Genomic DNA, 13,381 nt, shown 5'->3' on the forward strand with positions numbered 1-13,381 from the left:
AAGGCATTTTTATAATTTCTATAAAGAAAATACTTATTCAGCAATCACTTCGAAAGGAACCTGAACTTTAACTTCTTTGTGTAAGTTTAAGTTAGCCACATACTCGCCAACAAATTTTGGTTCAGTTTCGAAAGTAATACGACGACGATCTACATCAAAACCTTGAGATTTTAATGCTTCAGCAATCTGGATGGTGTTAACCGCTCCGAAGATTTTTCCGCTTTCGCCAGCTTTGGCACCGATAGAAAGTTTAACAGATGTTAAACGCTCAGCGATACCTTCAGCATCTTTCTTAATTTTATCTTGTTTAAATGCAGCTTGCTTTAAGTTCTCAGCTAAAACTTTTTTAGCAGAAACGGTAGCCAATGCTCCAAATCCTTGAGGGATTAAATAGTTACGACCATAACCTGGTTTTACTGTAACTACATCATCTTTCTCACCAAGGCCTTTAATATCTTGTTTTAAAATAATTTCCATATCTCTGAGCCTCCTATTTTAATTGATCTGCAACGAAAGGTAACAAACCGATGTGACGGGCACGTTTAACTGCCTGAGCCACTTTACGCTGAAATTTTAACGAAGTACCAGTTAAACGGCGTGGTAATAATTTACCCTGATCGTTAATGAATTTCAACAAGAAGTTTGCATCCTTGTAATCGATGTATTTAATTCCGTTTTTCTTGAAACGGCAATATTTTTTACGGTTATCCTCTACTTTAGGGGCTGTTACGTATTGAATTTGTTCTCTTGCCATTACGCTGCAACCTCCTTAGTTTTTTTGTTAAAAGCACCACTACGCTTTTTCTCATTGTAAGCAACCGCGTGTTTGTCTAAACGGATAGTTAAGAAACGTAACACACGCTCGTCGCGTTTTAATTGAAGCTCTAATTTTGCGATCAAATCACCTGAAGCTTTATATTCAGTTAAGTTGAAGAATCCGTTTGATTTTTTCTCAATTGGATACGCTAATTTTCTCAAACCCCAATTATCCTCTTGGATAATTTCGGCACCGTTATCAGTAAGAACTGCTTTAAATTTAGCTAATGCCTCTTTTGCAGCTTCTTCAGATAACAATGGGGTTAGAACGATAACAGTTTCGTACTGATTCATTGTTATAAATTATGTTTTTAATTTTTTAATCCCGAGGTATATTACGGGGATGCAAAAGTAACAATATATTTCTTAAAATCAAACCTTTAATTAAAAAGACTAAAGTAGAAAGAGGAAAGCCAAAAGACTAAAGAGCAAAGAACATCAGCCATATTTAAATATACCTGACATAAATGCCTAACATGACTGAGGTGGTTAAAAATAACATCAATCTTAATGTAAATAAAAAAAGAGATCACCCTCAGGCAATCTCTTTATCAATTAGCAATATTTAACCTTAATATAATTCTATTGTTTTAGTAAATTGTTTGCCTTTGGCATTAATAATGAATGTAAGCGATTGAGAATCAGTTTTGCTGATATTGAATTTCCGTTGTAAAACAGATTTATTTTTGAAAACCTCTGTGTATACGCTGTCGTTATATTCGTTCATCACCTGAACTTCAATAGGTTTGCCTTCTTCATTTTCTACTTTAAGAACAATAAAATCTCCCTCTTTTTTAATTAACGGATGGAACACATCAGAAAATACAGGCTCGGAAACAGTTGCCTTTCCATTGTATATCCCAACTTTATAATTCGCCAGCTTGGTATCTGATTCTATTTTAACAATATATTTTCCATCTGGTAATGCATTTAAATCATAAAGTTTACTGGTAGCTGTCTGAGTCTGAATATTCTCCTGAAACAACACTTCATTATTATTTCCGATAATAGACAGGGTTACATTTTCATTTCCTTCAAAAGAAAAGCGAAGTGATTTTTCTTTTTCATCTTTAACTTTCAGGGTAAAATCACCGTCATTTGCAGAAGCAACAGTTACATTAAAAAATAACGCTGCAATTAAACCGATTTGTAAGAACTTTTTCATAATTAAATAGCTTAAAGAGTTAACAATTAATTTATACGGCTAAATTACAGGTGTTTTAAAAGCCAAAAAGAAAGCATATTCTCCAATATATATGCTAAATTAACCTGAACTATTCTTTTATACCTATTAAATATCAATACAGTATATTTTATGCTTATTTTTATTGATATGAAAACTTTAAAACCAAGCTTTGAAGTTGTAGAACCTTCTTTTGGAAGTTCTTTCTATTATTCTAAATACATAGAAAATGAAAATAATAAGGCCCATATGTGGCATTATCATCCGGAGATCGAAATGGTTTTTGTAAACGGAGGGGCAGGTAAGCGACAAATCGGAAGCCATGTATCTTACTATACCGATGGCGATCTGATCTTAATTGGAAGTAATTTGCCTCATTGTGGCTTTACTGACACACACACTGGTAATAAAAATGAAACGGTTATCCAGATGAAGCCAGATTTTTTAGGCAGCGGTTTTATGTCACTCCAGGAGGCCAAATGGATGACAGCGCTATTTGACAAAGCCAAAGGTGGCATTGCTTTCGGCGAGCAAACCAAAAAAGAGGTAGGAAAGTTGATCGAAGACATGGAGTTTCAACAACCTTTCCATAAATTATTAACTTTGCTTGGCGTACTTAAATCACTGGAAGCCACAACAGATTTCAAGATTCTGAATGCTTCCGGATTTTCCCTGGAAACGCAAATACAGGATAATGATCGCATCAACATGATTTTCAATTATGTAAAAGATCATTTTCAGGAACAGATCAGCCTGGAGGATGTGGCAGAAATGTCGGCCATGACGGTACCTTCATTCTGCCGTTATTTTAAAAAAATAACCAAAAAAACCTTCACCCGCTTTGTAAACGAATATCGTGTGGTACACGCCTCCAAGCTTCTGTCCGAAAAACACCTGGGCATTACTGCCATTTCCTACGAAAGCGGATTCAACAATTTCAGCCATTTCAATAAAATCTTCCATGAGTTTACCGGAAAGAGTGCGTCTGAATATCGAAATGAATTAAAATCCATTATTAAATAAAAGGTATCAGGCACCAAGACTAAATTCAAATTCAGCTTCTAAAATCCTCGCTCATCCGTTCTAAATTTAAACAGCTGTCTGGCAGCTTATCAATACGCCTACTTTTCAACATTTAAACTTTTCAACCCAACAACATCCAAAATTTTCCTATTTTCGTGCCGATGGAAAATTTTATTGTTTCTGCCCGTAAATATCGTCCGGCCACGTTTGAAACCGTAGTTGGACAGCAGCATATTACAGGCACACTAAAAAACGCCATTAAAAACAATCAACTTGCACAGGCATTTTTATTTTGCGGTCCAAGAGGCGTAGGTAAAACCACCTGCGCCCGGATCCTGGCTAAAACCATTAACTGTACCAATCCTACAGCAGAAATGGAAGCTTGCGGACAATGTGATAATTGCCTGTCATTTCAAAACGGGCATTCATTTAACGTTCATGAGCTGGATGCGGCTTCAAACAACTCCGTTGATGATATCCGTAGTTTAATTGAACAGGTTCGGATCCCGCCACAAGCCGGCAGATATAAAATCTATATTATTGATGAGGTTCACATGTTATCACAAAGTGCATTTAATGCCTTTTTGAAAACATTGGAGGAACCACCTTCTTATGCCATTTTTATCCTGGCAACCACAGAAAAGCATAAAATCCTGCCAACCATCTTATCGCGTTGTCAGATTTTTGATTTTAACCGCATTCAGGTAGAAGATATTTCCAGGCACCTGGCTACGATTGCACAACGCGAAAACATTGCCTTTGAAACGGATGGCTTACACATCATTGCCCAAAAGGCGGATGGCGGCTTACGTGATGCACTCTCGATGTTTGATCAGATTGCCAGTTATGCAAACAAAAACATCACTTACAAAGCCGTAATCGACAATCTGAATATTCTAGACTACGATTATTTCTTTAAACTTACCTCCTATTTAACGGCTGCTGAAGTAAGCGAAACCCTGCTTCTGTTCGATGAAATTTTAAACAATGGCTTTGATGGCAATAACTTCATTAATGGTTTAGCCACACACTTCCGTAATTTACTGGTTGGTAAAGACGCCGCAACCATCAAATTGTTAGAGGTTAGCGAAAACATCAAACAGAAATATTTAGATCAGTGCAGGCAAACAGAATTATCATTTTTGTTAACGGCTTTAAATTTAGCCAACAACTGCGATTTAAATTATAAAAATTCTAAAAACCAACGCTTACAGATAGAGTTGGCGCTCATCAAAATGTGCCATATTCGATCTGTCGTCCAATTAGCCCAACAGCCTTTAAGCCCTAGTAACACAGCAACTGACGCAGATCAGGATAAAAAAAAAACTGATGTCATAATTGAAAAAGCGGAAAGTCCGAAGATTAAAGCGGAAAGTGAACACCTGCCGCCTAAAACGGAAACACCTGTTTTGCCACCTGTAGAAGAAAAACCAAAAACCAATCCTCCTTCTTCCGCAACGTCGATCAGCATTAACATTCCTAAAAAAAATGTAGGCACTTTAATTCCTTCTTTAAATGATTTGGAGCGACTGGCCAATGGCGAGGAAGATAACGGACCTAAAAAAGCTACAGGCGAGGCCCGAGAACCTTTTACCTATGATCAATTGCTGGAAGTTTGGAATAAATATATTCAGATTTTAAAAAGTGCTGATAAAATCAACCTATTTACCATCCTGAATAATTTTGCGCCAAAACTTATTAGTCCGGTGTTGATTGAAATATCAGTCGAAAGTAAAACGCAGGAACAATTTGTGGTGCAGGAATCAGTAGAGCTGATGAATTTCTTAAGAAATCAGTTGCAGAATTTTGCCGTTGACATTACCTTTAAACAGGTAGAACGCAAAATTGAAAACAGATTGTACGGAAACCGGGAAAAGTACGATTACCTCGTAAATAAAAACCCCAAGCTGGATGAGTTGCGCAAGAGATTTAATTTAGATATTAATCCGTAAAACATGACAGCCGATACAAAAGCAAAGCTGAAGAATACAGTTATAGCTGCCTTATTTTTTGCCATTATTTTCGGAACAATTGAAGCATTTATTTACGGCATTGCCTATGCCGCAGTTGCTGCACCCATCGCAGGTATACTTTTTGGCTTGTTTATGTACCTTTTTGTAAACTCAAGAAAAGTTAAACAACAAACTGCACTGACTGAAGAAGATCAGGACGGGGTTATTTATTCGGGAGCGGCTAACCATTTCAAAAATGCAGAGGCGGTGGGCGGCAAACTTTATCTTTTAACAGATCGCCTGGAGTTTAAATCGCATGGCTTTAACATCCAGAACCATGCTTTTAATATCTATCTGACGGAAATTAAAGAATTGGTTTTTTATAAAACTTTAGGTATGGTTCCAAATGGCTTGCAGATTGTTTTATACAATGGCGAAATGGAAAAATTTGTGGTCAATAACAGAGAGATCTGGAAAGCCGAAATTGAGAAATTAACTAAAATGGTATAAAACAAAAGCAGGATCATACTGTAATGTATCATCCCTGCTTTTCCATTTATAATGGTTTTGTCTCAAATCGCCATCTTACAGACGGGAATCTTTTACCTATATTTCGGGTGCATCGTTAACCGGGTAACCTTCCTCGTCTAAATCATCACGGTCATCTTCAGGTGTACGAGCTAAAATTTCATCTTCCGTATTTAATTTTACACTCTCACCATTGTCAACATGCATACCTAATTCTTCTAAATTATCTTCTGCAATGTCTTCATTACTGGCATATTCGTCACCTACATATGGATTAGCCTCATCATAAGTAGAATCATCATCTTTAGCTCCCGCAGCCACCGTTTCATATCCCATCGGATGATCATAATCCTGATCATCACCTTTTACATCCAACTCATAACTTTGTTTATTCTCATCAAAAGATAAATTCTCTTTATTGATTTCCGGATTTTCCGTAGTACTATGTATTTTATCTTGTGATCCTTTGTTTTCGTTAATTGACATGGTTATATCTCCTATTTTATTTATGATGATAACAAATGGTCTGGCAGATGGTTTTTGAGAGATTATGTATTTTAAAAGAATCTATCAACTAATATAAGTGAATTATCAGGGTATCTAATTCCAAAATACTCTTTATATTAGCATACCCATCCCTATAAATCAAGCATAATCAAATGATTTATATAGACAAATCACTTTACGCTATCATGAATGAAAAATATCAAAACAAATACAGAATTCCTTCTGCACGTTTACAAACTTGGGATTACGGCTGGGAAGGTAAATATTTTATAACCATTTGTACAAAAGATAAGTTACATTATTTCGGTAAAATTTTAAACGGAAAGATGATATTATCAAATATTGGTGTGATTGCCAATTTAATGTGGTACGAAATCAGAAATCACCAAAAAAATGTAGAATTAGGTGAATTTGTGTGATGCCAAACCATGCGCATGTGATCTTGATTTTAAATAATATAAATCCTTTGTCTGTAGCTCCCGGACAACAACGCTTTCTAAATCAGGGAAAAAACACGATATCATCTATAATTGACTCTTACAAATCTGCGGTGACTAAACATTGTAATCGATTAGGCTTCGACTTTGGATGGCAGACGCGCTTTTACGACCGCATCATTCGTGATGAAACGTCTTTTCAAAATAGTTCAAACTACATTATTAACAATCCCATGAACTAGGAAAAAGATAAATTTATTAAAGATGAATAGCATCTTTTAAATAAAACATTAAGATATAGAAACAAAAAATCCCCAATTGAAAATTAATTCAATTGGGGATTTAAATTTATTTATGAAGCCTTACAATCCAGCCAAAGCTGCATTTAAAGTTGCACTCGGACGCATTGCTTTATTTGTCAATTCATCATTTGGATGATAATAACCACCAATATTTTGAGGCTTACCCTGAGCACCAATTAATTCTTCATTAATTTTCGATTCGTTCTCTGTTAAAGCTTTTGCCAATGGCGCAAATCTGGCCTGCAATTCAGCATCTTTCGTTTGAGCGGCTAATGCCTCCGCCCAATATAAGGCTAAATAAAAGTGCGATCCACGGTTATCAATAGAACCTAATTTTCTACCAGGAGATTTATCAGTAGCCAGGAACTTCGCATTTGCCTCATCCAATGCATCAGCCAAAACCTGTGCTTTAGCGTTATTCTGTATTTGAGATAAATGCTCTAAAGATGCCTGAAGGGCTAAAAATTCACCTAATGAATCCCAACGTAAATAACCTTCTTCAATAAATTGCTCGATGTGCTTAGGAGCAGAACCTCCGGCACCTGTTTCAAACAAACCACCTCCATTCATTAACGGAACGATCGACAACATTTTTGCAGAAGTTCCCAGTTCTAAAATTGGGAATAAATCCGTTAAATAATCACGCAATACATTACCGGTAACTGAGATGGTATCTTCACCTTTACGGATACGATCTAAGGTAAATTTGGTAGCTTCGATTGGTGCAAGAATGCGAAGGTCTAAACCAGTAGTATCGTGATCCTTCAAATAAGTATTTACTTTAGCAATAATTTCTCTGTCATGCGCCCTGTTTTCATCTAACCAGAAAACTGCCGGCGTTTCAGATAAGCGGGCTCTGTTTACCGCTAATTTAACCCAATCCTGAATAGGTGCATCTTTTGTTTGACACATGCGGAAAATATCACCTTGTTCCACTTTCTGATCAAAGAAAACTTTACCTTCTGCATCAGTTACCTGTATGGTTCCATTTGCTGTAGCTTGAAAAGTTTTATCGTGTGAACCGTATTCTTCAGCTTTTTGAGCCATTAAGCCAACATTAGGCACAGAGCCTATAGTAGTTACATCAAAAGCACCATGTGCCTTGCAATCATCAATAGTTGCAGTATACACACCAGCATAACAACGATCTGGAATTAAGGCAATAGTATCCTGAGATTTACCTTCCTTGTTCCACATCTGACCGGAAGTACGAATCATTGCCGGCATCGAAGCATCAACAATTACATCACTAGGTACATGCAGGTTGGTAATTCCTTTATCTGAATTTACCATTGCCAAAGCCGGACCATTTTCTATTGCTGCTGCAATGGCTGCCTCTACTTCTGCTTGTTCCGGGCGGCCCGCGATCTTGGCATAAACATCACCTAAACCATTGCGTGTATCTACATTAATTTCTTTGAAAAGAGCTGCATATTTAGTGAAAACATCAGCAAAGTAAACTTCCACAATCGCACCGAAAATGATCGGGTCAGAAACCTTCATCATGGTCGCTTTTAAGTGTGCAGATAATAAAACACCTGCTGCTTTGGCTTCTTCAATCTCTTTGGCCACAAAAGATTTTAAAGCAGACAAGCTTAATGCGGAACTATCAATCACTTCACCGGCTTTTAGGGGCGATAAACCTTTTAATTCTGTAATAGCACCATCTTCTGCTACAAATTCAATTTTAAACTGACTGGCATCCTGAACAGTTACCGATTTTTCTGATCCGTAAAAATCACCTTCTGTCATGCTGGCTACCTTTGTTTGCGAATCAGCAGACCATTTACCCATTGAGTGCGGGTTTTGTTTGGCATAATTCTTAACTGCTTTAGGTGCGCGGCGATCGGAGTTACCTTCCCGTAAAACCGGGTTCACTGCAGAACCTAATACCTTTGCATATTTCGCTTTAATCGCTTTTTCTTCTTCGGTCTGCGCATTATCCGGGTAATTAGGAATGGCAAAACCCTGTGCCTGTAATTCCGTAATTGTACCTGCCAGTTGCGGAATAGATGCTGATATATTGGGTAATTTAATAATGTTGGCTTCTGGAGTGGTAGCCAATGCACCAAGCTCAGCCAAAGCATCACCAATTTTTTGATCGTCTTTTAAATACTCCGGAAAGTTTGCCAAAATCCTTCCCGCTAAAGAAATATCTCTGGTTTCTACATCAATACCCGCTGATGCGGTAAAAGCTTGTACGATAGGTAAAAGGGAGTAAGTTGCCAACATGGGCGCCTCATCGGTTTTGGTGTAGATAATTTTTGATGTATTTGACATGTTAATATTGATTTTGCTTTATAAAGGTTAACTATTTAATCGGTTAAAATTGTAAACCGACCTTTTCTTAAAATCGCCTAAAGATAAAATAATCGGATGAATTAAGGAACATCCTAATGTTATTTGTGTTTTCCTGGAACTTAAATATTGCGGATATTTTTTTAACTAAAATCTGATTGGATCTATTTCTCACACATAAAAATACGACTACTCTCATTGGCACGTTTTTATAAATGGATCAGGATTTGTTATTAAGAAGACAATTCATATGAGCAAATAAACATGGGAGAATGATCTCCCTGATTTAGCGCGCTACAACGCATAGCTCTTAAGTTAAACCTATATCATTTTCTATATGAGTGAACAGAATTTAGAACAACTTTTGATGCAGGGTCATTTTGATCAGGCGCTGCCATTATTACAATCAGGTGAAAAATTATCAAAAAATATTCCTGAACACCAAAAATCTCAAATTTTAGAGCGATTGTTCAGTAAGGAGCAATATGAGTTAATCGATCAATTGGTAGAAAGCAAATGGATTGAAACAGATGTGTACGAATTTGACAGTTTTGATAAAAGTATCTTCGGCAAGATCATCTGGAATTTAAAAAATGACGATCAAGCACTTGCTTTCTTTGAGAATTTCATTTCAAAATTTGAGAACCTCAACGATGAAGTTGAAGCAAAAACATTGTTAGGTTATTTTCTGGAAAAAGGCGTAAGTGTAGAAAAGATTAAAATATTGATTGCTGCCGGATGCGATGTGAACTTCACCAATAATGCTGAAGAAAATTTCATTCATCAGGTCATTAGAACGAACCTGATGAAACCGCAGCTTTCCATCTCCTATCTGGAACTGTTAATTCATGAGGGCTTAGATGTAAACGCTACTAACATTGTAAAAAAAACGCCACTAATTGCAGCCATAGAATTTAACAAACCTGAATACCTGGATATCCTGCTAGAAAATGGCGCAAATCCTAATGAGCTGGACCAGGATGGAAATTCGGCATTTTACTACGCTGTAGCACATAAACAAGACTTAAATATGTACCTCAAATTAAGGGATTTTGGAAGTCCTGATTTTGATACTGTTAATAAAAGCGGCGTAACCACACTTTTTGAATTCTTGAGGATGATGTACGTAAGTGATAAAAATCTTGAACTTTTAAGTCACCTGATCACCGATGGTGCAGATATTTATCAGGCCAGCATTTATTACAGTAAGGAGAAAACCCCTGTAGATCTGATCGCCGAAAAACAACCCGAAGTGCTTCAGGCCATTTTATCATCCGGCAATCTTGATGTTAACAGACAAGATGATCACGGCAACACCCTTCTGCATAAAGTGTGCGCATACAATGTAAACTTTGAAGCAGAAAAAGCAAAAGAGACCTATAAAAAAGTAAAATTATTATTGGAAAACGGAGCGGATACGTCAATCAGTAATGATGAAGATAAGACACCGCTGATGCTTGCATCTGACGATAATCTTAAAATAAAAACAGTTGAACTATTAATGAAAAATTCTTAATCTGATCAAAGGAAAAATATGTCGATGTCATTTATAATTGCATGCGAAAGCGGCAAAAGAAAAATAGCCGAGCTCTTATTGGCAAATGGTGAAGTTGAAGTAGGTTATACAGATGAAAAAGGTAGAACAGCATTGCATTATGCTGCTCATCGCGGTTACTTAGATCTGGTTCAGCTTCTAATTGCTGCCGGAGCTGATCTAAATTATGAAGACCATGCGGGTGAAACGCCGCTTTATTTCGCCTGTTTACAAAAACAAAAGCAAACAGCGCTTTACCTGCTCTCGCAGGATGCCAAAGCAGAAATTAAGGATTTAAAAGGAAACGGCTTACTTCACCTGACAGCACAAAGCGGCCAAATTGAAGTTTTAGAAAAATTGCTGGAGAAAGGACTTGAGGTAGATAGCGAAAATAATGAAGCTGAAACACCCCTTCTCATTGCCGCAAGCTGGAGAAATAAAGAAATTGTAAAGCTGTTGCTCAATCATGGTGCAAACATAAACACCACCAATAAAAATGGTGACTCACCTTTACTTTTTGCTGTAGCGTCTAAAAATTTACCTGTAACCGAACTGCTTCTGGAAAACGGGGCAAGTATTAATCATGTTAACCATAACGGGGTAAGTGCATTATTACAGGCTTGTTATGACAGCAATAGAATGCTGATTAAACTATTGATGGACAAAGGTGCAGATGTGTTCGCCTCTTCAAAAAACGGACAATCTCCGATTTGGTATGCCTGTTCAAACAATCAAAAAGAAATAGTTTCTTTATTCCTGGAGAATGGTGTGGATGTGAATTACTCAAAACCAGCTTCCGGAGATGAAGCATCCATGTATTCTTATCTCGACTGGGTGGAAACAGCAACCAACTTGTCTGCGTCAAGTTCTTTTTCCTTAGATACAGATTACGGATATGGTGGCGAAAGTTTACTTCATGTAGCTGCCAAAAGCGGAAATATTAGTATGGTGAAATTATTGCTTGAAAAAGGTGCTAATATTAATATTCAGGATGAAAGTGGTAACACGGCCTTACACTATGCTGCCGCAAATGGTAAAAAAGATATTGTTAAAATGTTATTGGAGCAACAGGCCGATGGAAATGTGGTTAACGCTAAAGAACAAAAAGCGATAGATTATGCCAATATTAAAGGCTTTAATGAAATTACTGCTTTATTACTTCAGTTTAATCCATCTGCACAGGCCAGTTTTAGTAAGCCAGAAGAACCTGCAGCAGATGAAAAACCAAAGCCAGACCTGGCCAGCAAAAAGCAGGCTTTACTGGATTTAAAAGAGTTGCTGGATATGGGGATTCTCTCACAGGCAGAATTTGATGTGGAAAAAGGAAAGATTTTAAGCAGTTAAATTATCAGGTATAGTTATTCGTTTTAGTGATTTAAATAGAACTTATTTAACAAACATCTCTGCATATATAATGTTATCAGACTGAAGATCTCCTTATTCACGAAAAATTGAAAAACATGAAAAGATATTATTTTTACGCTTCCATGCTCTCTGCAGCTTTCCTGGCGAGTTGCCAGTCGAACTCAAAATCAGGCCCGCAGGGTACGGATACCACTGTTACCACAAGTAGCGAATCCCTTACTTTACCTGCTCCGGATACCACAGCTTCAAAAAATAAATTCAGTAAAGTAATTGGCTGGCCGGAAAATAAAACGCCCGTAGCTCCTGAAGGTTTCGTAGTGACCAGATTTGCCAGTAACATCAAAAGTCCCCGGAATATGATTGTTGCGCCTAATGGTGATGTGCTGGTGGTATTGTCCAATTCAGAACGCAGCACAAAGGAGAAAGTAGCAAATGCGGTTACCGGAAAGTCAAAATCTGAAGTAGCCGGACAAAGTGCCAATACCATACTGCTCTACAGAGACGCAGATAAAGATGGCAAGCCAGAATTAACCACTACATTCTTAACTGGCTTAAACCAGCCTTATGGTATGCTGATTATTGGCAACTCATTTTATGTCGCCAATACAGATGGTATATGGCAATATCCATACAAAAGCGGAGATACAAAAATCACCAGTACCGGAAAAAAAATCATGAGTTTGCCTGCCGGGGGGTATAATAACCACTGGACCAGAAACCTGATTGCCAATGCTGATCAAAGCAAAATTTATGTAACCGTTGGATCGGGGAGTAATGTTGGTGAAAATGGTATGGAAAACGAAATCCGCAGGGCTAATGTCTTAGAAGTTAATCCTGATGGGACCGGGGAAAAAATTTATGCTTCTGGTTTGCGTAATCCGGTAGGAATTGATTGGGCACCGGGAACAAACATGCTTTGGACAGCTGTTAATGAACGTGATGGCCTGGGTGATGACTTAGTTCCCGATTATATTACAAGCGTGAAAGAAGGTGCATTTTATGGCTGGCCATATTCGTATTATGGTCAGAATGAAGATCCGAGATTGAAAGGTAAAAATCCTGATTTGGTTAAAAAAGCCATTGCGCCCGACGTACCGGTAGGATCACATACCGCATCCTTAGGGTTAGCTTTTTACAAGGGAAATAAATATCCTGCCAAATATCAGGGAGGTGCCTTCGTAGGTCAGCATGGTTCCTGGAACCGCTCTGCCATATCAGGCTATAAGGTGATTTTTGTGCCTTTTAAAGATGGAAAGCCTACCGGTAAACCTGAAGATTTCCTTACTGGATTTATTGCAGACACCGATAAAGCAGAAGTATATGGAAGACCTGTTGGCGTCACCCTTGCTGCAGATGGCGCCTTATTGGTAGCGGATGATGTGAGTGGCGTAGTTTGGCGTATAGCTTCGAAATAAATTAATTTACACCTGATAAGG

The 13,381-nt window shown here is 37.5% G+C and carries 13 protein-coding genes; 7 read left to right on the forward strand and 6 right to left on the reverse strand.

Annotated features, from left to right (window positions below; translation table 11 throughout):
• Positions 1 to 33 precede the first annotated feature (33 nt).
• From rplI to OQX64_RS11015, 4 genes are all read right to left on the reverse strand, one after another.
• Entirely contained in the window at positions 34 to 477 is a 444-nt protein-coding gene (gene rplI / locus OQX64_RS11000) for a 50S ribosomal protein L9 (protein ID WP_029283100.1), read from the reverse strand.
• 13 nt (positions 478 to 490) lie between these two features.
• Entirely contained in the window at positions 491 to 754 is a 264-nt protein-coding gene (rpsR, locus tag OQX64_RS11005; protein WP_010599582.1) for a 30S ribosomal protein S18, read from the reverse strand.
• A complete protein-coding gene (gene rpsF, locus OQX64_RS11010; protein ID WP_029283098.1) occupies positions 754 to 1,110 on the reverse strand; it encodes a 30S ribosomal protein S6 in 357 nt (118 codons plus the stop codon). Before rpsF ends, rpsR begins: the two co-directional genes overlap by 1 nt.
• A 277-nt stretch (positions 1,111 to 1,387) precedes the next feature.
• Positions 1,388 to 1,981, reverse strand: coding sequence for a hypothetical protein (locus OQX64_RS11015; RefSeq protein ID WP_088300014.1), 594 nt, complete (start codon positions 1,979 to 1,981; stop codon positions 1,388 to 1,390).
• Between the two features lie 168 nt (positions 1,982 to 2,149).
• Between OQX64_RS11015 and OQX64_RS11020 the strand changes: the two genes are divergently transcribed.
• From OQX64_RS11020 to OQX64_RS11030, 3 genes are all read left to right on the forward strand, one after another.
• Positions 2,150 to 3,022 (forward strand): AraC family transcriptional regulator, encoded by an 873-nt coding sequence (locus OQX64_RS11020; RefSeq protein WP_088300374.1) that lies wholly within the window; start codon positions 2,150 to 2,152, stop codon positions 3,020 to 3,022.
• A 161-nt stretch (positions 3,023 to 3,183) separates the two neighbouring features.
• The gene (locus OQX64_RS11025) at positions 3,184 to 4,974 is read left to right on the forward strand and encodes a DNA polymerase III subunit gamma/tau (protein WP_265818799.1); all 1,791 of its coding nucleotides are present in this window, start codon (positions 3,184 to 3,186) and stop codon (positions 4,972 to 4,974) included.
• A 3-nt stretch (positions 4,975 to 4,977) separates the two neighbouring features.
• Positions 4,978 to 5,484 (forward strand): hypothetical protein, encoded by a 507-nt coding sequence (locus OQX64_RS11030; protein WP_088300016.1) that lies wholly within the window; start codon positions 4,978 to 4,980, stop codon positions 5,482 to 5,484.
• A 96-nt stretch (positions 5,485 to 5,580) separates the two neighbouring features.
• Here the strand turns inward: OQX64_RS11030 and OQX64_RS11035 are convergent, their stop codons facing one another.
• Positions 5,581 to 5,988, reverse strand: coding sequence for a hypothetical protein (locus tag OQX64_RS11035; RefSeq protein ID WP_265818800.1), 408 nt, complete (start codon positions 5,986 to 5,988; stop codon positions 5,581 to 5,583).
• A 173-nt stretch (positions 5,989 to 6,161) separates the two neighbouring features.
• Here OQX64_RS11035 and OQX64_RS11040 point away from each other — a divergent pair, with 173 nt between their 5' ends.
• Positions 6,162 to 6,428, forward strand: a complete 267-nt coding sequence (locus OQX64_RS11040) for a hypothetical protein (protein ID WP_265818801.1) — start codon at positions 6,162 to 6,164, stop codon at positions 6,426 to 6,428.
• A gap of 380 nt (positions 6,429 to 6,808) precedes the next feature.
• On the opposite strand, the gene OQX64_RS11045 is transcribed toward OQX64_RS11040, so the two are convergent.
• Positions 6,809 to 9,028 (reverse strand): NADP-dependent isocitrate dehydrogenase, encoded by a 2,220-nt coding sequence (locus OQX64_RS11045; RefSeq protein WP_265818802.1) that lies wholly within the window; start codon positions 9,026 to 9,028, stop codon positions 6,809 to 6,811.
• Between the two features lie 355 nt (positions 9,029 to 9,383).
• Between OQX64_RS11045 and OQX64_RS11050 the strand changes: the two genes are divergently transcribed.
• The 3 genes from OQX64_RS11050 (at position 9,384) to OQX64_RS11060 (ending at position 13,360) form a co-directional block, all read left to right on the forward strand.
• A complete protein-coding gene (locus OQX64_RS11050) occupies positions 9,384 to 10,562 on the forward strand; it encodes an ankyrin repeat domain-containing protein (RefSeq protein ID WP_088300020.1) in 1,179 nt (392 codons plus the stop codon).
• Between the two features lie 24 nt (positions 10,563 to 10,586).
• Positions 10,587 to 11,924: an ankyrin repeat domain-containing protein gene (locus OQX64_RS11055; protein ID WP_265818803.1), complete on the forward strand. Its 1,338-nt coding sequence runs from the start codon at positions 10,587 to 10,589 to the stop codon at positions 11,922 to 11,924.
• Positions 11,925 to 12,040: 116 nt separating this feature from the next.
• Positions 12,041 to 13,360, forward strand: coding sequence for a PQQ-dependent sugar dehydrogenase (locus OQX64_RS11060; RefSeq protein ID WP_265818804.1), 1,320 nt, complete (start codon positions 12,041 to 12,043; stop codon positions 13,358 to 13,360).
• The last annotated feature ends 21 nt before the right edge of the window (positions 13,361 to 13,381 follow it).

Source organism: Pedobacter sp. GR22-10 (genome assembly GCF_026239715.1).
GTDB lineage: Bacteria > Bacteroidota > Bacteroidia > Sphingobacteriales > Sphingobacteriaceae > Pedobacter.

Coding starts and splice junctions, on each gene's coding strand:
- rpsR (WP_010599582.1), bottom strand. CDS start 754: ATGGCAAGAGAACAAATTCAATACGTAACAGCCCCTAAAGTAGAGGAT.
- rpsF (WP_029283098.1), bottom strand. CDS start 1,110: ATGAATCAGTACGAAACTGTTATCGTTCTAACCCCATTGTTATCTGAA.
- OQX64_RS11035 (WP_265818800.1), bottom strand. CDS start 5,988: ATGTCAATTAACGAAAACAAAGGATCACAAGATAAAATACATAGTACT.
- OQX64_RS11040 (WP_265818801.1), top strand. CDS start 6,162: ATGATTTATATAGACAAATCACTTTACGCTATCATGAATGAAAAATAT.
- OQX64_RS11015 (WP_088300014.1), bottom strand. CDS start 1,981: ATGAAAAAGTTCTTACAAATCGGTTTAATTGCAGCGTTATTTTTTAAT.
- OQX64_RS11055 (WP_265818803.1), top strand. CDS start 10,587: ATGTCATTTATAATTGCATGCGAAAGCGGCAAAAGAAAAATAGCCGAG.
- OQX64_RS11020 (WP_088300374.1), top strand. CDS start 2,150: ATGAAAACTTTAAAACCAAGCTTTGAAGTTGTAGAACCTTCTTTTGGA.
- OQX64_RS11030 (WP_088300016.1), top strand. CDS start 4,978: ATGACAGCCGATACAAAAGCAAAGCTGAAGAATACAGTTATAGCTGCC.
- OQX64_RS11045 (WP_265818802.1), bottom strand. CDS start 9,028: ATGTCAAATACATCAAAAATTATCTACACCAAAACCGATGAGGCGCCC.
- OQX64_RS11025 (WP_265818799.1), top strand. CDS start 3,184: ATGGAAAATTTTATTGTTTCTGCCCGTAAATATCGTCCGGCCACGTTT.
- rplI (WP_029283100.1), bottom strand. CDS start 477: ATGGAAATTATTTTAAAACAAGATATTAAAGGCCTTGGTGAGAAAGAT.
- OQX64_RS11060 (WP_265818804.1), top strand. CDS start 12,041: ATGAAAAGATATTATTTTTACGCTTCCATGCTCTCTGCAGCTTTCCTG.
- OQX64_RS11050 (WP_088300020.1), top strand. CDS start 9,384: ATGAGTGAACAGAATTTAGAACAACTTTTGATGCAGGGTCATTTTGAT.